The sequence below is a fragment of the Isoptericola sp. NPDC057559 genome (assembly GCF_042801555.1).
Taxonomy (GTDB): domain Bacteria; phylum Actinomycetota; class Actinomycetes; order Actinomycetales; family Cellulomonadaceae; genus Isoptericola.
Map to the genome: position 1 here is coordinate 111,990 of NZ_JBHVFQ010000006.1, position 21,062 is coordinate 133,051.

Annotated in this window: 20 protein-coding genes; 13 read left to right on the forward strand and 7 right to left on the reverse strand. The window is 74.6% G+C overall.

The annotated features are described in order from the left end of the window. The first annotated feature begins 227 nt into the window (after positions 1 to 227). From ACFU5J_RS08635 to ACFU5J_RS08695, 13 genes are all read left to right on the forward strand, one after another. The gene (locus tag ACFU5J_RS08635) at positions 228 to 1,316 is read left to right on the forward strand and encodes an HrcA family transcriptional regulator (protein ID WP_430576147.1); all 1,089 of its coding nucleotides are present in this window, start codon (positions 228 to 230) and stop codon (positions 1,314 to 1,316) included. 72 nt (positions 1,317 to 1,388) lie between these two features. Further along, a complete protein-coding gene (gene dnaJ / locus ACFU5J_RS08640) occupies positions 1,389 to 2,513 on the forward strand; it encodes a molecular chaperone DnaJ (protein ID WP_430576146.1) in 1,125 nt (374 codons plus the stop codon). Between the two features lies 1 nt (position 2,514). Next, positions 2,515 to 3,318, forward strand: a complete 804-nt coding sequence (locus ACFU5J_RS08645; RefSeq protein ID WP_430578461.1) for a 16S rRNA (uracil(1498)-N(3))-methyltransferase — start codon at positions 2,515 to 2,517, stop codon at positions 3,316 to 3,318. A 76-nt stretch (positions 3,319 to 3,394) separates the two neighbouring features. Then, the gene (locus ACFU5J_RS08650; RefSeq protein WP_430576144.1) at positions 3,395 to 3,745 is read left to right on the forward strand and encodes a histidine triad nucleotide-binding protein; all 351 of its coding nucleotides are present in this window, start codon (positions 3,395 to 3,397) and stop codon (positions 3,743 to 3,745) included. A gap of 94 nt (positions 3,746 to 3,839) precedes the next feature. After that, complete coding sequence (locus tag ACFU5J_RS08655; protein WP_430576143.1) at positions 3,840 to 4,937, forward strand: PhoH family protein; 1,098 nt, start codon at positions 3,840 to 3,842, stop codon at positions 4,935 to 4,937. After that, positions 4,934 to 5,386 (forward strand): rRNA maturation RNase YbeY, encoded by a 453-nt coding sequence (gene ybeY, locus ACFU5J_RS08660; RefSeq protein WP_430576142.1) that lies wholly within the window; start codon positions 4,934 to 4,936, stop codon positions 5,384 to 5,386. Before ACFU5J_RS08655 ends, ybeY begins: the two co-directional genes overlap by 4 nt. A gap of 16 nt (positions 5,387 to 5,402) precedes the next feature. Further along, complete coding sequence (locus ACFU5J_RS08665; RefSeq protein WP_430576141.1) at positions 5,403 to 6,770, forward strand: hemolysin family protein; 1,368 nt, start codon at positions 5,403 to 5,405, stop codon at positions 6,768 to 6,770. Then, positions 6,767 to 7,735 (forward strand): GTPase Era, encoded by a 969-nt coding sequence (gene era, locus ACFU5J_RS08670; protein ID WP_430578462.1) that lies wholly within the window; start codon positions 6,767 to 6,769, stop codon positions 7,733 to 7,735. Before ACFU5J_RS08665 ends, era begins: the two co-directional genes overlap by 4 nt. A 126-nt stretch (positions 7,736 to 7,861) precedes the next feature. Then, the gene (locus tag ACFU5J_RS08675) at positions 7,862 to 9,427 is read left to right on the forward strand and encodes an alpha/beta hydrolase family protein (protein WP_430578463.1); all 1,566 of its coding nucleotides are present in this window, start codon (positions 7,862 to 7,864) and stop codon (positions 9,425 to 9,427) included. A 128-nt stretch (positions 9,428 to 9,555) separates the two neighbouring features. Next, the gene (locus tag ACFU5J_RS08680) at positions 9,556 to 11,247 is read left to right on the forward strand and encodes a hypothetical protein (RefSeq protein WP_430578464.1); all 1,692 of its coding nucleotides are present in this window, start codon (positions 9,556 to 9,558) and stop codon (positions 11,245 to 11,247) included. Between the two features lie 190 nt (positions 11,248 to 11,437). After that, on the forward strand, positions 11,438 to 13,207 hold the full coding sequence (leuA, locus tag ACFU5J_RS08685) for a 2-isopropylmalate synthase (RefSeq protein ID WP_430578465.1): 1,770 nt from the start codon (positions 11,438 to 11,440) through the stop codon (positions 13,205 to 13,207). An 89-nt stretch (positions 13,208 to 13,296) separates the two neighbouring features. Further along, positions 13,297 to 14,028 carry a DNA repair protein RecO gene (recO, locus tag ACFU5J_RS08690; protein ID WP_430576136.1) on the forward strand — a complete coding sequence of 244 codons (732 nt, stop codon included), beginning with the start codon at positions 13,297 to 13,299 and terminating at the stop codon, positions 14,026 to 14,028. A gap of 46 nt (positions 14,029 to 14,074) precedes the next feature. Then, positions 14,075 to 14,872: an isoprenyl transferase gene (locus ACFU5J_RS08695; protein WP_430576135.1), complete on the forward strand. Its 798-nt coding sequence runs from the start codon at positions 14,075 to 14,077 to the stop codon at positions 14,870 to 14,872. Positions 14,873 to 14,988: 116 nt separating this feature from the next. On the opposite strand, the gene ACFU5J_RS08700 is transcribed toward ACFU5J_RS08695, so the two are convergent. The 7 genes from ACFU5J_RS08700 to ACFU5J_RS08730 all read right to left on the reverse strand — a co-directional run bounded on the left by ACFU5J_RS08700 (position 14,989) and on the right by ACFU5J_RS08730 (position 21,054). Beyond that, positions 14,989 to 16,044 (reverse strand): iron-siderophore ABC transporter substrate-binding protein, encoded by a 1,056-nt coding sequence (locus tag ACFU5J_RS08700; RefSeq protein WP_430576134.1) that lies wholly within the window; start codon positions 16,042 to 16,044, stop codon positions 14,989 to 14,991. A 65-nt stretch (positions 16,045 to 16,109) separates the two neighbouring features. Next, a complete protein-coding gene (locus tag ACFU5J_RS08705; protein WP_430576133.1) occupies positions 16,110 to 16,916 on the reverse strand; it encodes an ABC transporter ATP-binding protein in 807 nt (268 codons plus the stop codon). After that, on the reverse strand, positions 16,913 to 17,977 hold the full coding sequence (locus ACFU5J_RS08710; protein WP_430576132.1) for a FecCD family ABC transporter permease: 1,065 nt from the start codon (positions 17,975 to 17,977) through the stop codon (positions 16,913 to 16,915). The genes ACFU5J_RS08705 and ACFU5J_RS08710 overlap by 4 nt, the downstream gene beginning before the upstream one ends. 1 nt (position 17,978) lies before the next feature. Then, entirely contained in the window at positions 17,979 to 19,022 is a 1,044-nt protein-coding gene (locus tag ACFU5J_RS08715; protein ID WP_430576131.1) for a FecCD family ABC transporter permease, read from the reverse strand. Beyond that, complete coding sequence (locus ACFU5J_RS08720) at positions 19,019 to 19,642, reverse strand: DedA family protein (protein WP_430576130.1); 624 nt, start codon at positions 19,640 to 19,642, stop codon at positions 19,019 to 19,021. Before ACFU5J_RS08720 ends, ACFU5J_RS08715 begins: the two co-directional genes overlap by 4 nt. Positions 19,643 to 19,684: 42 nt before the next feature. Then, positions 19,685 to 20,092, reverse strand: coding sequence for a Fur family transcriptional regulator (locus tag ACFU5J_RS08725; protein WP_430576478.1), 408 nt, complete (start codon positions 20,090 to 20,092; stop codon positions 19,685 to 19,687). A 41-nt stretch (positions 20,093 to 20,133) separates the two neighbouring features. Further along, complete coding sequence (locus tag ACFU5J_RS08730) at positions 20,134 to 21,054, reverse strand: metal ABC transporter permease (protein ID WP_430578508.1); 921 nt, start codon at positions 21,052 to 21,054, stop codon at positions 20,134 to 20,136. Between the last annotated feature and the right edge of the window lie 8 nt (positions 21,055 to 21,062).

Genomic DNA, 21,062 nt, shown 5'->3' on the forward strand with positions numbered 1-21,062 from the left:
TGGCTGCCGGTGGTTCCACCTTCGGCTCCTGAGGTACGGCGGCGGATCGGTCAGGTGCCGCATCTTCGGGCGGAGGGGTACCTCAGACGGGGGCCGGGGTACCTCAGACGGGGGCCGGGGCATGCCGGGCGGGCCTCCCGCGGACCTGTCGTGACCCCGCGTAGGATGGCACTCGGGATACGAGAGTGCTAAGCGTCGTGCACGTGCGCGCCACACGAGGGAGGACCGTGAGCGAGGAACGTCGGCTGGCCGTGCTGCGCGCGATCGTGGAGGACTACGTCCACACGCGCGAGCCGGTGGGGTCGCGCATGCTCACGGAGCGGCACGGCCTCGGCGTCTCGCCCGCCACGATCCGCAACGACATGGCCGCGCTCGAGGAGGCCGGGTACATCGCCCAGCCGCACACCTCGGCCGGCCGCATCCCCACCGACAAGGGGTACCGCCTCTTCGTCGACCGCCTCGCCGAGGTGCGGCCCCTGACCAGCCCGCAGCGCCGGGCGATCGAGACGTTCCTTTCCGAGGCGATCGACCTGGACGACGTGCTCGGCCGTGCCGGGCGGCTCATCGCCCAGCTCACCGGGCAGGTCGCCGTGGTCCAGTACCCGTCGCTGCGGGTGTCCGGCCTGCGCCACCTGGAGATCGTCCCCGTCGGGGGCGCGCGCCTCCTGGTCGTCGTGATCACGGACACCGGCCGCGTGGAGCAGCGCTTCCTCGACGTCGGCGCGGGGCCCGGCGCGGAGCCCGCCGTCGTCACGGTGGACTCGCCGGCCGGCCCGGCGCCCGACCTGGGTGCCCTCGACGAGGGCACGCTCGGCGAGCTGCGGGGCCGCCTCAACGCGGCGGCCGCGGGCCAGCGGCTCGTGGACCTGCCGGACGCGTTCGCGCGCGTCGTGGGCGGGCTGGACGCCGAGCTGGCCCCGCTGGCCCGCGGGATCGCCGACCTCGTGGTCGACACCCTCGGCGCACAGCGCGAGGACCGCATCGTCCTCGCCGGCACCGCGAACCTCGCCCGCGCCGAGATGCGCTTCGAGCAGGGGCTCAGCCCCGTGCTCGAGGCGCTCGAGGAGCAGGTGGTGCTGCTCGGGCTCCTCACCGAGCTGGCCGCGGAGCCCGGCCCCGGGGTCGGGATCCGCATCGGCCACGAGAACCGTCTCGACGGCCTCATCGAGACCTCCGTCGTCGCCTCCGGCTACGGGACCGACGGCGACACGGTGGCCATCCTGGGGTCGATCGGCCCCACCCGGATGGACTACCCGGGCACGATCGCCTCGGTGCGCGCCGTCGCCCGCTACCTGTCCCGGGTGCTGCCCAGCTGACGGCCCCCGGGGAACCCCCGAACCAGACGACCTGACCGTGCACGTCACCGACACGTCACCGAAGAGAGACCTGTGACCGACTACTACGAGATCCTGGGCGTCCCCCGCGACGCCTCGGCCGAGCAGATCAAGAAGGCGTACCGCAAGCTCGCCCGCGAGCTGCACCCCGACGTCGCCGGCGAGGCCGGCGAGGACCGCTTCAAGGACGTCGCCCGCGCCTACGAGGTGCTGTCCAACCCGGACAAGCGCCAGCAGTACGACATGGGGGTGGACCCGAGCTCGCCGTCCGGCGGCGCCGGCGCCGGCTTCGGCAACGGGTTCGGCTTCCAGGACATCTTCGAGACGTTCTTCGGCGGCGGCGGGGCGCCCGCCGGCCCCGTGCCGCGCGCCCGCCGCGGCCAGGACGCCCTCGTGCGCATGGACATCGACCTCGCCGAGGCCGCGTTCGGCGCCAAGCGCGAGCTGCAGGTGGACACCGCCGTCGTGTGCGGCACCTGCGGCGGCAACGGCTGCCGGCCCGGCACCGACCTCAAGACCTGCGAGGTCTGCCAGGGCCGCGGCAACGTGCAGCGTGTGGCGCGCTCCTTCCTCGGCCAGGTCATGACGACGGCGCCCTGCGCCGCCTGCCAGGGGTTCGGCACCGTCATCCCCGAGCCGTGCGCGGACTGCTCCGGCGAGGGGCGCGTGCGCTCGCGCCGCACCCTCACGGTCAACGTGCCGGCCGGCGTCGACACGGGCACGCGCATCAAGCTCACCTCGCAGGGCGAGGTCGGCCCCGGCGGCGGCCCCGCCGGCGACCTGTACGTCGAGATCCGCGAGAAGCCGCACGACACGTTCGTGCGGCGCGGCGACGACCTGCACTGCACGCTGCAGGTGCCGATGACGGCGGCCGCGCTCGGCACCGTCCTCGACCTGGAGACGCTCGACGGCGAGCAGGAGATCGACCTGCGCCCGGGCACCCAGCCGGGGCAGGTCGTGACGCTCAAGGGCCTGGGCGTCGGCCACCTGCACGCGGGCGGGCGCGGCGACCTCAACGTGCACGTCGACGTCCAGGTGCCCACCGCCCTGGACGAGGAGCAGACGGAGCTGCTGCGCTCGCTGGCCACGCTGCGCGGCGAGGAACGCCCGGAGCCGCGGCTGACCGCGGCGCACCCGGGGGTCTTCTCGCGGCTGCGCGACAAGCTGAGCGGCCGCTGACGTGAGCGCGCCCGTCTTCCTCGCCGAGGGCGGCGCGCTCGGCGCGCTGTCCGCGGGCGACGTCTACGTGCTCGACGGCGCGGAGGGGCGGCACGCGGGCGTCGTGCAGCGCCGCGGCCCCGGCGAGCGGCTGGACGTCGTCGACGGCGCGGGGACGCGGCTGCGCTGCGTGGTCGACGTCGTCGAGGGCGGCGAGGTGCGCCTGCGCGTCGACGAGGTGGTCGCGGAGCCCGCGCCCGCCGTCGTGCTCACGCTGGTGCAGGCGCTGGCCAAGGGCGACCGGGACGAGCTGGCCGTGGAGGCCGCCGTCGAGGTCGGGGTCGACGCCGTGGTGCCGTGGCAGGCCGACCGGTCCGTCGTCGTGTGGCGCGGGCAGCGGGCGGCGAAGTCGCACGCCAAGTGGGTCGCGACCGTGCGCTCGGCCGTGAAGCAGGCGCGGCGCGCGTGCCTGCCGCCCGTGGCCGAGCCGGTCACCACGCGCCAGCTCGCCGCCCGCGTCCGCGAGGTCGTCGCGGCGGGCGGGGCCGCCGTCGTGCTGCACGAGGAGGCGACCGTCCCGCTCGCACGGGTCCCGCTGCCCGCGGGGTCGACGGGCGCGACGCCCGGGGCGGGGACGGACGGGGCCGGCGCCCCGGCGGTGCTGCTCGTCGTCGGTCCTGAGGGCGGCATCGCCGACGCGGAGGTCGCCGCCCTCGAGGAGGCGGGCGCCGTCGCCGCGCGGCTGGGCCCGCACGTGCTGCGGACGTCCACCGCCGGCCCCGTCGCCGTCGCGCTGCTGTGCGAGCGCCTCGGGCGCTGGTCCTGACCCGACGCGTCCGGAGCGGCACCCCCGGCCGGCGCGACCGCGCGGGGAGGCACCGCGGCGCGGTAACGTCCGGGGCATGACGAGCGCCACCACCGACTGCCTGTTCTGCAAGATCGTCGCCGGCGACCTGCCCGCGGACGTGGTCGCCAGCTCGGACCGCGTGATCGCGTTCCGCGACATCGACCCGAAGGCCCCGGTGCACGTCCTCGTGGTGCCGAAGGAGCACCACGGCGACGTCGCGACGCTCGCCGTCGCGGACCCGGCCCTGCTGGCCGAGGTGGTCGGCCTGGCCGACCGCGTGGCCGGCGACCTCGCCGACGGCCAGTACCGCTTCATCTTCAACTCCGGCCCCCGCGCCGGGCAGAGCGTCTTCCACGTGCACGGCCACGTGCTGGCCGGCGCGAAGCTCGGCTGGACCCCCGCCTGACGGAAACGGCGTGCCGGGGTGGGCGCCCGCTCGATAGACTCGTGTCGCCCACGAAACCCGTCTCGCGAAGGAGGGCCCCGGCGCAGCCGGCCCCATGACATCGACACCCCACGCCGCCTCCGGCACCCCCGGCGCGTCGGCCGCGCACGCCGAACGGTCCACCGAGCACCGCATCGTGGTGCCCACGCACGTGCCGATGGTCGCCCTGCTCGGCAGCAGGGACTCCGTGCTGCGGGCCGTCGAGGACGGGTTCCCGGGCGTCGACGTGCACGCGCGCGGCAACGAGATCGTGGTGAGCGGCCCCGCCGGCGAGGTCGCCCTCGTCTCCCGCCTGCTCGACGAGCTCGTCGAGGTGGTCGAGTCGGGCACGCCGCTGACGCCCGAGGTCGTGGCGCGGTCGGTCCAGATGCTCACGGCGGCCTCCGCCCAGCGTCCGGCCGAGGTGCTCACCTTCAACATCCTGTCGAGCCGCGGCCGCACCATCCGCCCCAAGACGGTGGGCCAGAAGCACTACGTCGAGGCGATCGACGCGAACACCATCACGTTCGGCATCGGCCCGGCGGGCACCGGCAAGACCTACCTCGCGATGGCCAAGGCCGTGCAGGCGCTGCAGGCCAAGCGCGTGAACCGCATCGTGCTCACCAGGCCGGCCGTCGAGGCGGGGGAGAAGCTCGGCTTCCTGCCCGGCTCCCTGAGCGACAAGATCGACCCGTACCTGCGGCCGCTGTACGACGCGCTGCACGACATGATGGACCCCGACGCGATCCCGCGGCTCATCGAGGCCGGCACGATCGAGGTGGCCCCCCTGGCCTACATGCGGGGCCGCTCGCTCAACGACTCCTTCATCATCCTGGACGAGGCGCAGAACACCTCGGCCGAGCAGATGAAGATGTTCCTCACGCGCCTCGGCTTCGGCTCCACGATGGTCATCACGGGGGACGCCACGCAGGTCGACCTGCCCGGTGGCACGACGTCGGGCCTGCGGGTCGTCGAGGACATCCTCACCGGCGTCGACGACGTTGAGTTCTGCCGGCTGACCTCGGCGGACGTCGTGCGGCACAAGCTCGTCAGCGACATCATCGACGCGTACGCGCGGTGGGACGTCGCGACGGCGCGACCCGACCAGGGGCGACAAGCGCGACAAGGACGACAGGGCCGCGGCCCGTACGAACGAGGGGCACGCAGGTCATGAGCATCGAGGTGGCGAACGAGTCGGGCGTCGAGGTCGACGAGGCCGAGTTCGCGGCGCTGGGACGGTACGTGCTGGACGCGCTGCACGTGCACCCGCGCAGCGAGCTCTCCATCATGTTCGTCGACACGACGGTCATGACGGAGCTGCACGTGCAGTGGATGGACGAGCCCGGCCCCACGGACGTGCTGTCGTTCCCGATGGACGAGCTGCGCCCGGGCCGCGAGGGCGAGGAGGCGCCGCCCGGCACGCTCGGCGACGTCGTGCTGTGCCCGGAGGTGGCCGCCCAGCAGGCGCAGGTCGCGGGCCACTCGACGGCGGAGGAGCTGCTGCTCCTCACCACGCACGGCATCCTGCACCTGCTCGGCTACGACCACGCCGAGCCGGAGGAGGAGAAGGAGATGTTCGCGCTGCAGCGACGCCTCCTGCTCACCTTCCTCGCCGGCCGGTGACGGCGGCGGTGGCCTGATGGACGGACCCGAGCTGCTGCTGGCCCTGGTGGCGCTGGTCGCGCTCGCCCTCGCGGGGATGCTGTCGGCGGGCGAGGCGGCGGTGCTGCGGATCACGCGCACCTCGGTGGCCGACGCGGTCATCGAGGCCGAGACGTCCGAGGAGCTCACGCCCACCGCGCGCCGCACCCGGCTGGCCCGGCTGCGGGCCGTGCAGGGCCTGGTCGTGGACCCGCCGGCGGCGGTGGCGGCGTTCGCCCTCGTGCGCGTCTTCGCCGAGACCGTCGCCCTCGCGGCGGCCACCCTCATGATCGCGGACTGGTTCGACACGTGGTGGCAGGTGCTGCTCGTCGCCGCGGTCGTGGGCCTCGCGGCGGGCGTCGTCTTCGTGCGCCTGAGCCCGCGCGCCCTCGGCCTGCGCCGGCCGCTGCCGGTGCTCCTGGCCCTGGCGGGCCCGCTCTCCGGGGTGCACCGGGGCGCGGCCTGGCTCACCGACCGGACGAGCGAGCGGGCCGCCGGCCGGTCCGGCGAGCGCGACGGCGAGCACGACCCGGGCGAGGACGCGCTGCGCGAGGTGGCCGAGCGCGTGCGCGACAACGAGGCGATCGAGGACGCCGAGCGCGAGCTCATCCGCTCGGTCGTCGAGCTCGGCGGCACCCTGACCCGCGAGGTGATGGTGCCGCGCACCGACATGGTGACGGTGACGGCGGCGACGCCGCTGCGCAAGGCCATGCGGCTCTTCCTGCGCTCCGGGTACTCGCGCGTCCCCGTCGTCGGCGAGGAGGTGGACGACCTGGTGGGCGTCGCCTACCTCAAGGACGTCGCGCGGGTGCTGGAGGGCGAGCCCGGCGCGGGCTCCCGCCCCGTGGTCTCGGTCGCCCGCGACGCCGTCTTCGTGCCCGAGTCGAAGCCCGCGGACGAGCTGCTGCGCGAGATGCAGGCCTCCCGCTCCCACATCGCCCTCGTCGTGGACGAGTACGGTGGCATCGCCGGCCTCGTCACCGTCGAGGACGTCATCGAGGAGCTGGTCGGCGAGCTGACCGACGAGCACGACACCGCGCCCGTCGTCGAGCCGGAGGACCTGGGGGACGGCACGTTCCTCGTGTCCGCCCGGATGCCGGTCGACGAGCTCGGCGAGCTGTTCGACCTGCGGCTCGACGACGACGACGTGGACACGGCCGGCGGCCTGCTCGCGAAGGCGCTCGGCAAGGTGCCGCTCACCGGCTCGACGGCCGACGTCGGCGGCCTGCACCTCGTGGCCGACCGCGTCGAGGGCCGCCGCAAGCAGCTCGCCACGCTGCTCGTGCAGCGCGCGGCACCCACGGACGACGACACAGCAGCGGGCGACGGAGTCGCACCGCCAGACCAGAAGGAAGCACACGCATGACCACCGACCCCGCGCGCCCCGGCGGCGCCCCGCACCGCTCCGGCTTCGCCTGCCTCGTCGGGCGACCCAACGTCGGCAAGTCGACGCTCACCAACGCCCTGGTGGGGGAGAAGGTCGCGATCATGTCCGCGCGGCCGCAGACCACGCGGCACACCATCCGCGGCATCGTGCACCGTGACGACGCCCAGCTCGTGCTGGTGGACACCCCCGGGCTGCACCGCCCGCGCACCCTGCTGGGCGAGCGGCTCAACGCGCTGGTGCAGGACACGCTCGGCGAGGTCGACGTCATCGCGTTCTGCCTGCCCGCCGACCAGAAGATCGGCCCGGGCGACCGGTACATCGCGGCCCAGCTCGCGCCGCTCATGGAGGGCCGGCGCGCGGTGCCCGTCGTCGCCGTCGTGACCAAGTCGGACCTCGTCGACCGCGGCCGGCTGATGGAGCACCTCCTCGCCGTCGACGAGCTCGCCCGCTCGGTGGACCGCGACTGGTCCGCCATCGTGCCCGTCTCGGCGCGCGACGGCTACCAGGTCGACGAGCTCACCGACGTCCTGGTCGCGCACCTGCCCGAGGGGCCCGAGCTCTACCCGGGCGGCGAGCTGACCGACGAGCCCGAGCAGGTCATGGTCGCGGAGCTGGTGCGCGAGGCGGCCCTGGAGGGCGTCCGCGACGAGCTGCCGCACTCCCTGGCCGTCGTGGTCGAGGAGATCCTCGAGCGCGAGGGCAGCGGCGACCCCGCGAAGGGGCGCCCGCCGCTGCTCGACGTGCGGGTGAACCTGTTCGTGGAGCGCGACAGCCAGAAGGCGATCGTCATCGGCAAGGGCGGGGCCCGACTGCGCGAGGTGGGCACCACCGCGCGTCAGGGGATCGAGAAGCTGCTCGGCACGCGGGTGTACCTCGACCTGCACGTGAAGGTCGCGAAGGACTGGCAGCGCGACCCGAAGCAGCTCCAGCGCCTGGGGTTCTGAGCGGTCCGCGTGCTCCGACCCCCGCCGCCGGGGCGGCGGGGGCGCCCCTCGGCACGGGGGACGTCCCCCGAGGCCGCGGGGGATTTCCGGGCCGTCGGCGCAGGCCACGCCGAGTAGCATCGCTACGTGGTGTTCCGGACTATTGCGACGACGGCGGCGATCCTGGTGGGTCTGGCACTGACCGGGGCGGTGGCCGGCCCGCAGTGGGACCCGGTGCCCGTCACCGACCACCTGGTCCCCGCCACGACGGACACCACGATCGGCGGCGTCGACCCCGACGCCGACATCGGGACCGTCGGCGAGTTCGAGGTCCGCGAGACCACCGTGACGATCCCGCTCGACGGCGCCGTCGTGCAGGGCCTGCTGCGCCAGCCCCTCGGCGAGGACGGCGCGCCCCTGCACGACCGCCCCGGCGTCGTCTACGTGCACGGCGCGGGCACGGGCAAGTCCACCGTCGCCTTCATCGAGTCGGCCACGGCGCTCGCGAGCGCGGGCGTGGTCACGCTGGTGCCCGACAAGCGCCTGGACACCTACACCACCCGCGACCGGGACTACGTCGCGATGGCCGGCGACTACGAGCGTTCGGTCCAGCTGCTGCGCACCGTCGACGGGGTGGACCCGGACGAGGTCGGCGTCTACGGCGAGTCCGAGGGCACCTGGATCGTGCCGGTGATGCAGGCGCAGGACCCGACGATCGCGTTCACCATCCTCGTGTCCGCGCCCGTCGTGCCGCCCCGCCAGCAGGCGGCCTTCGCCGTGGACAGCTACCTGCGCAACACCGGCGTGCCCGAGCAGGTGTTCCGCGCGATCCCGCGCGCGGTGGGCATGCAGCTGCCCGGCGGCGGGTTCCAGTACGCCGACTTCGACGTGCGCCCCTGGCTCGAGAAGCAGACCGCGCCCGTCCTCGTGGTCTACGGCACGGCGGACCCGTCGATGCCGATCGAGCAGGGCGCCCGGCAGGTCATCGCCGACACCTCCGTGAACGGCGACCAGGCCCCGGTGACCGTCCGCTACTACCAGGGCGCGAACCACGGCATCAACGTGCCCCAGGACGGCGAGCTGCACGTGCACCCCGACTTCGCGCGCGACGTCGCGACCTGGGTGCAGGGGATGCCGGGGACGGCCGCCGCGCCGCCCCGCATCGCCGGCGACACCCCGAACCAGCTCTACCTCGCGTCCGCCGTGCCCCAGCCGCGCTGGTGGGGCAACGGCGACATCGTCGTGGGCGCGGTGATCGTGGGGATCGGGCTGCTCGTCCTCGGGCCGCTGGTCTGGTCGGCGCACGCGCTCGTGCGTCGCGTCGTGCTGCGGCGGTCGACGACGACGGCGCCGCGGCTCGCCCGCGGGCTGCGCTCGTCCCTCCTGGGGCTCGGGCTGGGCACCGTCGCGACGATGGCGGCGCTCGTGTTCTACCTGCTGTCGGTCGCGCGGCTCGCCCTGGACTACCAGCGCGACGACCTCGTCGTGCAGGGCGGCTGGATCGTCGTGCGGCTGCTCGGCGTCGCGACGGCGGTGGCCGGGGCGCTCGTGATCCGGCGGGTGGCCGACGCCCGCGCGGAGCGCCGGGGCGGCGCGGACGTCGCGGTGGCGCGCGGGTGGCCCGCGGTCGTGACCTTCTGGGCCACCCTGGCCGGCGCGCTCCTGCTGCTGTGCACCCTCGCGTACTGGGGCGTGTACCAGCTCGGGATCTGACCCCTCGCGCGGGTGGTGTGACCAACCCACCCGCGCGGGACACGACGCCGGGGCGCCGCGTCGGGTAGAAACGGAGCGGAGGCGTGCACGCGCCGCCGCCCGCCCCGGAGCACCATGGAGAGACCCGCATGACCGATCCCGCAACCACCGACGCACCCGAGCAGGAGCGCTCGCCGTTCGGCGGGGTGCCGGTCCGTGAGCTCGTGCGCGACGTCGTGGCGGCGTTCGCGCTCCTCGTCGCGCTCCCGCTCCCGTGGGACCACGCGCACCGTGGCAGCGACCGCCTCGAGATCGTGCTCGTCACGGTGCTGGCGCTGCTCGCCGTCGCCGCCCCCTACCTGCGCCGCGGCGGTATCGGCCCGTCCTCCTGGGACGTGCTGACCGCGCGCCGCACCGTCGCGATCGCCTGCGTCCCGTACGCGGTCGTCGCCGTCGTGTACCTCGTGCTGGACGCCACCGCGCCCGCGGACGCCGCGGGCGGCGTCGGGGCCGGGCTCGCGGTCGGGCTGGCCGGCGCCGCGCTCGCGGCGGCGACCCGCTGGGTGCACCTGCCCGCCGTCGTCGCCGGGGTCGTCGCGCTCGGCACGCTGGCCACGCCCCTCGCCTCGCTCGTGCAGGGCGCGTCGTGGACGACGTCGGTCGTCGGCACCCTCAACGCCCTCGTGGTGCTCGGCGTCCTGTGGTTCACCGTCGGCACCTACCTGCGGTCCGGCGACCTGTCGGCCGGCTACGTGCTCCTCGCGCTGGGCGGCGCGGTGGCCCTCGAGCTCGTCCTGTTCTCCGGCGGCAACCTGCGCCCGTGGTTCGAGAGCGTGCACGAGCAGCGCCTCGGCCTGCTCCTGCTGCCGGTGGTCGCGGCCGTCACCGCGCGGCGCATCGTCGACGACGGCGCGCGGACGGCCGACGAGCCCGACGACGTGCGGGCGCGGCGCTGGGTCGCGGTGGCCGAGCGGGCCCTCGGCCTGGTGGCGCTCGTCGCGGCGTTCGTGGCCCTGGTCGCCCTGGTCCGGATCATCGACGACGGGGTCGCGGTGGCCCTGGTGCTGCGCCTGGTCGTCGGCGTCCTCATGGTCGCGGTCGCCTTCGCCGCCCGGCGCGCCCTGGAGCGCGACCCGCGCTCGGGTCACGTCACCGCCGTCGGCGCCTCCTGCGTCCTCGTCGTGCTGGGCCTGGTGATCGTCGTCGCGCGCGCCGGCCTGGGCACGCAGTCCAACGTGGAGGAGCTGCTGATCGCCTTCGGGCTGCCGGGCATCGCGCTGGCCGTGCTGCTGGTGCCGCCGTCGGTCCGCGAGCTCGCGGCCTCGGCGCCCGAGGCGCCCGAGCCCGCCGCGGAGCCCCTGACCGAGCCGGCCGCGGAGCCGTCCTTCGGCGAGGCCGTCCCCGTCGCCGTCGTCGCGCCGACGACCGGGGCCGCCCCGGCGGCCGTCACTCCGGACGCGGGCCGGCCGGCGTCCGCACCCACCTCGGTCGCGCCGAGGTCGAGGCCGGCCTCCGCCCCGGTCGCCGCGACGCGGCCCGTCGCGGCGGAGCGCCCGATGGACGCCACCCAGCAGATGGAGCCGGTGCGCGTCCAGCAGGCGCCCGACTCCACGCAGGTGCTGCCGCCCGTCCAGGCGCCGGTGGCGCAGGCCCCCGGCTGGAGCGCCGCGCAGGCGATGGACCCGGCCACGCCGCTCGCCGACCTGGCGCGGATCGCGGCCGAGGCGCCCCACCTGCGGTCGTACGTCGCGGCCAACCCGTCGACGTACCCGGCGCTGCTCGACTGGCTCGGCGCGCTCGGCGACCCGGCCGTCGACGCCGCCCTGCGGTCACGGCGCTGACGGGCCGTGACGAAGGTGTACCGTGGCAGCGTGCATCGCACGGTGAGCCTCCTCCTTCGGTGCCGCGGCGGGGCCCTCTAAGGCCGGACCCCCCGTCGCGGAGGTTGTGGCGCGCCGGCCGACTGGTCACGACCGTCGGTCCCGAACCCGGGACCACGGTCACCGAGCCCCCACCGAAGGACGCGACACCATGACCCACCACCCCGACGGCATCGCCGGCGCCAACCCGCAGCGCCCCTCCGGGATGCCGTACACGCGCTACGTCCCCTTCCACGAGCAGATCCGCGTCGACCTGCCGGACCGCACGTGGCCCGACCGGCGGATCAGCACGGCGCCCCGCTGGTGCGCCGTCGACCTGCGTGACGGGAACCAGGCCCTCATCGAGCCGATGGACGCCGAGCGCAAGCTGCGCATGTTCGACCTGCTCGTGCAGATGGGCTACAAGGAGATCGAGGTCGGCTTCCCGTCCGCGTCGCAGACGGACTTCGACTTCGTGCGCCAGCTCATCGACACGGGCCGCATCCCCGACGACGTGGTCATCCAGGTGCTCACCCAGTGCCGCGACCACCTCATCGAGCGCACCTACGACGCGATCCGCGGCGCCAAGCAGGCGATCGTGCACATCTACAACTCGACGTCGATCCTGCAGCGCGAGGTCGTCTTCCGCAGCGACATGGACGGCATCGTCGACATCGCCCTGCAGGGCGCCCGCCTGTGCCGCAAGCTCGAGGAGACCGTCCCCGAGACGACGGTCTACTACGAGTACTCGCCCGAGTCGTACACCGGCACGGAGCTCGAGTTCGCCGCCCGCATCTGCAACGAGGTGCTGGAGGTGCTGGAGCCCACGGCCGAGCGGCCCGTGATCATCAACCTGCCGGCGACGGTGGAGATGGCCACCCCGAACGTCTACGCCGACTCGATCGAGTGGATGAACCGGAACCTCGCCTTCCGCGAGCACGTCGTGCTGTCCCTGCACCCGCACAACGACCGCGGCACCGCGGTCGCCGCCGCGGAGCTGGGCTACCAGGCCGGCGCGGACCGCATCGAGGGCTGCCTGTTCGGCAACGGCGAGCGCACGGGCAACGTCGACCTGGTGACGCTCGGCATGAACCTGTTCGGCCAGGGCATCGACCCGCAGATCGACTTCTCCGACATGGACGGCATCCGCCGCACCGTGGAGCACTGCAACCAGATCCCGGTGCACGAGCGGCACCCGTACGTGGGCGACCTGGTCTTCACCGCGTTCTCCGGCTCCCACCAGGACGCGATCAAGAAGGGCTTCGAGCACATGGCGGCCCGCGCCGAGGCCGAGGGCAAGGCCATAGACGACCTGACCTGGGGCGTCCCGTACCTGCCGATCGACCCGAAGGACGTGGGCCGGTCGTACGAGGCCGTGATCCGCGTGAACTCGCAGTCCGGCAAGGGCGGCATCGCGTACCTGCTCTCCGCCGAGCACTCGCTGGACCTGCCCCGTCGCCTGCAGATCGAGTTCTCCGGCGTGGTGCAGCACTACACGGACGCCGAGGGCAGCGAGGTGACCGGCTCCGACATCTGGCGGATGTTCAGCGACGAGTACCTGCCCGTCGAGGAGCACGACGCCCGGGGCCTGGAGCCGTGGGGCCGCCTGCGGCTGCGCGAGACCCGCACCACGTCGGCCGAGGGCGGCGCCACCGCGCTGTCGGTCGACGTCGTCGACCACGGCGAGAACGTGACGCTGGAGGGCTCCGGCAACGGCCCGCTCGCGGCGTTCGTCGACGCGATCTCGAAGGTCGGCGTGGACGTGCGCGTGCTGGACTACGCGGAGCACGCGCTGTCCGAGGGCGGCGACGCCACCGCCGCGGCGTACGTCGAGTGCCAGGTGGGCGACGACGTCCTGTGGGGCGTCGGCATCGACCCGTCGATCACCACCGCGTCGCTCAAGGCCGTGGTCTCCGCCGTGAACCGCGCCGCCCGGGGCTGACCCGCCCCGCGAGCCGTCAGGACCAGGGTGGGGTACACCTCGCCCTGGTCCTGACACCTTTCGTGGGTGGGGGCTGGGACAATGGGACCGTGCCCCTGTACCGAGACGACGCGATCGTGCTGCGCACCCACAAGCTGGGCGAGGCGGACCGCATCGTGACGTTCCTGACCCGCGAGCACGGCAAGGTGCGCGGGGTGGGGCGCGGGGTACGCCGCACGTCGTCGCGCTTCGGCGCGCGGCTGGAGCCGTTCATGGTCGTGGACGTGCAGCTGCACACGGGCCGCAACCTCGACACCGTCACGCAGGTCGAGACCGTGGGCCCGTACGCCCGCGCCATCTGCGAGGACTACGCCCTGTACACCTCCGGCGCGGCGATGCTCGAGGCCGCCGACCGGCTGGTGGCGGCCGAGCACGAGCCCGCGGTGCAGCAGTACTGGCTGCTCGCGGGGGCGCTCCGGGCCCTGTCGGAGCGCGCGCACGCCCCGGGCCTCGTGCTCGACTCCTACCTGCTGCGCGGCCTCGCCGTCGCCGGCTGGGCGCCGTCGTTCACCGACTGCGCCCGCTGCGGGGAGCCGGGCCCGCACCACGCGTTCTCCGTGGGGCAGGGCGGGGCGGTCTGCTCGCGCTGCCGCCCGCCGGGCTCGACGGCGCCCGCGCCGGAGACGTTCGCGCTGCTGGGCGCCCTGCTCGGCGGCGACTGGGAGACGGCGGACGCCTCCGACGCGCGCCACCGCACCGAGGCGTCCGGGCTGGTCGCGGCCTACTCGCAGTACTACCTGGAGCGCACGCTGCGTTCCCTGCGCATGATCGAGCGCGCATGACTGGATCGCGCATGACCGGATCGCGCACGACCGAGAGAGAGGCCTGATGCCCCGCACCCCCGACGCCCGGTACGCCGAGCCCTACCCGCACCCCTCGGGGGCGACGCCGCCGGACATCCCGGCCCAGTTCGTGCCGAACCACGTGGCGATCGTCATGGACGGCAACGGCCGGTGGGCCAACGCGCGGGGCCTGCCCCGGGTGGAGGGGCACAAGCAGGGCGAGAAGTCGCTGCTCGACGTCGTGGCCGGCGCCGTGCAGATCGGCGTCAAGCACGTGTCGGCGTACGCGTTCAGCACGGAGAACTGGAAGCGGTCGCCGGACGAGGTGAAGTTCCTCATGAACTTCAACCGCGACGTCATCCGCCGCCGCCGCGACGAGATGTCGTCGTGGGGCGTGCGCATCCGCTGGGCGGGTCGCCGGCCGAAGCTGTGGGGGTCGGTGATCAAGGAGCTGCAGGTCGCCGAGGAGATGACCAAGGAGAACGACCGCTGCACGCTGACGATGTGCGTCAACTACGGCGGCCGGGCCGAGATCGCGGACGCCGCGGCCGCCATCGCGCGCGAGGTCGCCGCCGGCCGGCTCAACCCGGCGCGGGTCACCGAGAAGACGGTGCAGCGCTACCTCGACGAGCCGGACCTGCCGGACGTCGACCTGTTCCTGCGCTCGTCGGGGGAGCAGCGCACGTCCAACTTCATGATCTGGCAGGCCGCGTACGCGGAGATGGTGTTCCTGCCCGAGCCGTGGCCCGACGTCGACCGCCGGCACCTGTGGCGCGCGGTCGAGGAGTTCGCGCGCCGCGACCGGCGCTACGGCGGCGCGGTGGACACGCCCGACGCCGAGTGAGCGCGCCGGACGAGAACCCCGGCCGAGCGCACGGCTGAGCATGCCGGCCGGACGACGGAGACCCCCGCCCGCTCCCGAGGAGCGGACGGGGGTCTCGGTGCGTCCGGGCGGCGACGTCAGTCGCCGAGCACCGTCGCCATCGAGTCGACGAGGGCGGGGAAGCCGTCCTCCCAGTACACCGACAGGGCGGTGGGCGGGGAGACCGACGAGACGGGCGCGGTGCCGACGATCTGCGCGACCTTGCCGGCCTTGACGGCCGGGATCGCCTGCAGCTCCTTCTTGGTGAGGAACGCCTTGGCGTCCTCGGGCGTGTAGGCGTAGTCGACGATGAAGTCGGACGTCAGCTTGTCGAGCTCCTCGTACGACAGGGCGTAGAAGAACCCGCCGTCGGAGGTGTCGAGCTCGGCCACCGAGGGCGCGATCTTCACGCCGAGGCCCTCGAGGAAGCCCGCGCGCGGGTCGGCCTGCGGGTACACGTAGACCTTGCCCTCGGTGGGCGAGTCGACGACGGCCGCGAACGTCTTGCCGGCGAACTCGGGGTGCTTCGCGGCCTTGTCGGCGACGAAGGCGTCGATGTCGGAGAGCACCTTGTCGCCGGCGGCCGAGCGGCCGAGCGCCTGCGCGGTGATGCGGATCGTGTCGTCCCACGGGGTGGTCCAGGCCGTGTCGGGGAAGGCGACGACGGGCGCGATGTCCTTGAGGACGTCGTACTGCTCCTTGGTGAGGCCGGAGTACGGCGCCACGATGAGGTCGGGCTTGGCCTCGACGAACTCCTCGTAGGGGACGGACGCGCCGGCCTCGGGGTCGTCGAGGATGGTCGGCTTGGCGACGCCGGCCTCGTCGTAGGCCTCCTCGACCCAGGGGAGCAGCGCGTCCTCGCCGACGGTCCAGACCTGCTCGGCCACGGCCACGGGGTACACGCCGACGGAGATGGCGGCCTCGGTGGAGCCCCAGCCCCAGGTGGCGACGCGCTCGGGCGCCTTGTCGATCACGGTCTCGCCGAAGGCGTGCTCGATGGTGATCGGGAACTCGTCGGTGGCGCCGGACGCCGACCCGCTCGGGGCGGCGGACCCGTCGCCCTCGGGGGAGTCGCCGGAGGCGCAGCCGGCGAGGGTCAGGGCTGCCGTCGCCGCCAGGGCGGCGGCAGCGGCGAGAGGACGGCGAAGACGCACGGGTTCTCCTCGGTGTGCTCGCGCCGACGCGGCGCGAGAGGAACGGTAGGTGAGGAGAGCCTAACCTATGCAGCGTTGCCGGAATGAGTCCGTCCGAGGGGCACGACGAGTGGCGTTCCCGACACCGGGTCGGGCACGACGCGGGACCGCAGGCCGAACGCGGCGTGCACCGTCTCCTCGGTGAGGACGTCCCCGGGCCGGCCCCCCGCCACGACCTGCCCCGCGCTCATCACCACGAGGTGGTCGGCGTAGCGGGCGGCGAGGTTCAGCTCGTGCAGCACCATGACGACCGTGGTGCCGCGGGTGCGGTTCAGCTCCGACAGCAGGTCGAGCAGGTCCACCTGGTGCGCGACGTCGAGGTATGTCGTGGGCTCGTCGAGCAGCACGATGTCGGTCTCCTGGGCCAGCACCATCGCGATCCACACGCGCTGCCGCTGCCCGCCGGAGAGCTCCGCCACGGGTCGGTCGGCGAGGTCGGCGACGCCGGTGGCGTCCAGCGCGCGCAGCACCGCGGCGTCGTCGGTCGAGCTGTGCCGCCCGAACCAGCCCTGGTGGGGGTAGCGGCCGCGCGCCACGAGCTCGGCGACCCGCACGCCGTCGGGGGCGATCGACGCCTGCGGGAGCACGCCCACGCGCCGCGCGAGCTCCTTGCGGGGCAGGGCTCCCACGTCCTCGCCGCCGAGCGTGACGCTGCCGGCCTCCAGGGGGTGCAGCCGTGCCAGGCCGCGCAGCAGCGTCGACTTGCCGCAGGCGTTGGGTCCGACGATCGCCGTGACGCTCCCCGCGGGCAGCTCGAGGTCGAGCCCCTCGATCACGCGGCGCCCGTCGTAGCCCAGGCTGACGCCGTGCGCGCGCAGGGTGACGTCGGTCATGCGAGGGACTTCCTTCCGTCGGTGGCGAGCAGCCACAGCAGGTACGGGGCGCCGATGAGGCCGGTGACGATGCCCGTCGGCGCCTGGATGCCGAAGAGCAGGTGCTGGCCCACGACGTCGGCGGCGAGGACGAGGAGGGCGCCCGTGAGGACGGACGTGGTGAGGGCGGCGCCGCCGTCGTCCACCAGCCGGCGGGCGATGGCGGGCGCCACCAGCGCGACGAACGCGAGCGGCCCGACGAACGACGTGGCGGTGGCGACGAGGCCGACCGCCAGCAGCAGCGTGAGGACACGTGCGGTGTCGACCCGGACGCCGAGGCCGCGGGCGTGGTCGTCGCCGAGTGCGAGCGGCGCCTGCCAGCGCGACGCCAGCGCCACCCCGGCGCCGAGCGCCACGACGGCCACCGCGAGGGTGAGGAGCTCGGCGCCGCGCACGTCGGCGACGCTGCCCACGGTCCACAGCAGCGCGGACTGCGCCTCGCGGACGTCGGCGCTGGCCAGCAGCCACGCGAGCAGGGACGAGCACAGGTAGGCGAAGCCGACGCCCACCAGCACGAACCGGATGGAGTGCAGCCCGCGGCGCCACGCGAACAGCCAGATCAGCAGCGCGACGACCAGCGCCCCCGCGAAGGCGGCGCCGGAGACCGCCAGGCCGGTGAGGCCCGCGACGAGCAGCGCCCACACGGCGCCCAGGCTCGCGCCGCTGGCGATGCCCAGGATGTCGGGGCTGGCCAGCGGGTTGCGCAGCGTCGTCTGGAAGAGCGCGCCCGCGAGGCCGAACGCGGCGCCCGCGAGGACGGCCGTCTCGAGGCGGGGGAGGCGCAGCCGGTGCACGACGAACACGTCCGCGTCGGAGCCGACGCCGAACAGCGCGGCGAGGGCGCGACCGGGGGAGAGGGAGGCCTCCCCGAGCGTGAGCGCGAGCGTGGCGACCGCGACGAGGAGCACGACCAGGGTGATGACCACGATCGCGAGGCGGCGCCGCCGGCGGGCGCGCAGCGCGGTCACCGGGCTCAGGTCGGCGCCGGGGTCGAGGTCCAGGGCGGTGGTCCCGGTGGCCATGTCAGACCCCCGCCACGGACTTGCCGCGGGCGACCGCGACGAGGACGGGGGCGCCGATCGCGGCGGCGACGACGCCGGCCTCGAGCTCGGCGTGCGGCAGCACGAGGCGCCCGATGACGTCGGAGCCGAGCAGCATCACCGGGCCGAGCAGGGCGGTGAGCGGCACGATCCAGCGGTAGTCGGTGCCCACGAGCCGGCGCGCGGCGTGCGGCACGGCGAGGCCGACGAGGGCGATCGGCCCCGCCAGCGCGGTGGCGCTGCCGGCGAGCAGGACGACCGCGGCGGCGGTCAGCCCGCGCGTGAGGCCGACGCGCTGGCCGAGCGCCCGCGCGACGTCGTCGCCCAGCGCCAGCATCGTGAGGCGGTGCGCCAGTGCGCCCGCGAGGACGACGCCGATCGCGACGAACGGCCAGAGCTTGTCGAGCGTCTCCATGCCGCGGCCGGTGAGCGAGCCGACGGCCCAGAACCGGTAGGTGTTGAACGCGGCCGGGTCGCGCAGCAGCACGAGGGTGATCATCGGCGTGATGAGCGCGGTCACCGTGGCGCCCACCAGCGCCAGCTTCACGGGCTGTCCCGCGCCGATCGAGAAGACCAGCAGCGCCGCGACGGCCGCACCGGCGAACGCGAACCAGACGAAACCCAGCGGCGACGTCACGCCGAGCAGGGAGACCGCGACGACGACGGCGAGCGACGCGCCCGCGTTGAGCCCCAGCAGGCCGGGGTCGGCGATGGGGTTGCGGGTGACGCCCTGGATGAGGGTGCCGGCCACGCCGAGCGCGGCGCCCGCCGCGAGGCCGATGAGGGTGCGTGGCACGCGCTGGTCGCGCACGACGTCGTGGTCGACGTTGCCCGCCACCGGGTGCGTGAGCGCCTGCCAGACGGTGCCGAGGTCGATGTCGCGGACACCGAGGGCCAGGCTCGCCGCGGCGATCGCGAGCAGCACCAGGAGGGTGAGCGCGACGACGAGCAGGCGCCCGCGCGTGCGCCGGGCGACGAGCGCGGCCGCCTCGCTCGGGGTGGTCGCGACGGCGGCGGGCGCGCTCACCGGGCCTCCCGGTCGGCGTCCGGCAGGGTGTCGGGCAGGGTGTCGGGCAGGGTGCCGGGCGTCGCGTCGGTCGCGGCGTCCGCGAGGTCGAGGGAAGCGGCGCGGGAGCGGCGGGTGAGGCGGCTCGCGACCCACGCCACGAGGGCCACGGCCGCGGCCCCGACGACCGCGAGGGTCACGGGGTGGTGCAGCCCGACGGCGATCGCGCCGTTCACGGCGGCGGTGCCGATCGTCGTCCAGATGCCGGCCCACACGGCGCAGCCGGCGAGCAGCGCCACGAGGTAGCGGCCGAACGGCATGCGCAGGTAGCCCGCGGCGAGGTTGACGAGCGTCTGCACGCCGACGGTGAAGAACGAGAGCGTGACCGCGGGCGGGCCCCACCGGTGCACCCGGTCCACGACGGCGACCGCGCCCGGCCGGGCCAGCATCTCGGCGAACCGGCCGCGGGCGGTGCCGCGGGCCACGCCGCGGCCGGCCCAGTACGTGGCCTGGGCGCGCACGAGGACGATCGCGAACGCCGCGGCGTACACCACCCAGAACGGCACGCCGGCGATCGTGAAGACGCCGGTGGCGGTGGCGCCGTCGGACGCCAGGGTGAGCGCGGGGGTGGTCGGATGCACGGCACTCATTGTGCCCGACTGAGGTATGGCTGCCCTAATTCCTCACCGGTCGGACCCGGCCGCCGCCGGGGCCTCCCCGGCGCGGCACTGGGCGCACGTGCCCCACAGCTCCACCGTGTGGTCGATGTCGGCGAAGCCGTGGGCGGCGCCGACCGACGCGGCCCACGCCTCGACGGTGGGCCCGTCGATCTCGACGGCCCGCCCGCAGGCCCGGCAGACCAGGTGGTGGTGGTGCTCGCGGCGCTCGCAGCGGCGGTACAGGCTCTCGCCGTCCTCGGCCCGCAGCACGTCGACGTCGCCGCCGTCGACCATGGCCTGCAGGGTGCGGTAGACGGTGGCGAGGCCGACGGCGTCGCCCCGCGCGTGCAGCAGCTCGTGGAGCTGCTGCGCGCTGCGGAACTCGTCGGTCTCGCCGAGCGCGTCGGCGACGGCGGCGCGCTGCCGGGTCATCCGGGGCGCGGTCCCGGTGGTGGCGCGGGAGGTGGTGGCGTTCACGGGGTGCACTCCTCCTGGGCGGTCGCCCGGCCGGTGGTGGGGGCGAGCGCGACGTCGTCGGGGATGTCGGGGTGCGGGTCGACGGGCGGGCGGCGGCGGGCGAGCACGGGGTGCACCAGCGCGACGACCGCGTAGATGGCGATCGCGAGCACCACGATGAGCGCGCCGGGCGACACGTTGTACCAGTAGGTGACGGAGAGCCCGGTGACGCAGACCGCGACGCCGATGACGGACGCGACCAGCATGGTGCGCCGGAACGACCGGGTCAGGAGCTGCCCGATCGCGACCGGGACGATCATGAGCGCCGACACCAGCAGGAGCCCCACCACGCGCATCGCGACCGTGACGGTCAGCGCGGCGAGCACGGCCACGGCCATGTTCAGCGCCCACACGGGCAGCCCGGAGGAGATGGCGAACTCCTCGTCGTGGCTCACGGAGAACAGCGCGGCGCGCAGGCCGAGCCCGATCAGCAGGATCAGCCCGCACAGCGCCACGGTGACCCAGACGTCGGACAGGGTGACCGACGAGATCGAGCCGAACAGGTACGCCATGAGGCTTCCGGACGAGCCGCCGGCCAGGCCGATGAGCAGCACGCCGCCGGCGATGCCGCCGTAGAAGAGGATGGCGAGCGCCAGGTCCCCGGACGTGCGGCCCCGGCGGCGGACGACCTCGATGAGCACGGAGCCGGCGACGGCGGCGACGACCGCGCCCGGCACGGCGAGCGCGTCGTCGGGCACGAGGCCCATCGCGGCGCCGACGAGCCAGCCCAGCGCGACGCCGGTGAGCGCGACGTGCCCGATGCCGTCGCCCAGCAGGGCGAGGCGCTTCTGCACCAGGTAGGTGCCGACGACGGGCGCGCTGAGGCCCACGAGCAGCGCGGCGACGAGCGCGCGCTGCATGAACGGGTCGGTGACCATCTCCCACA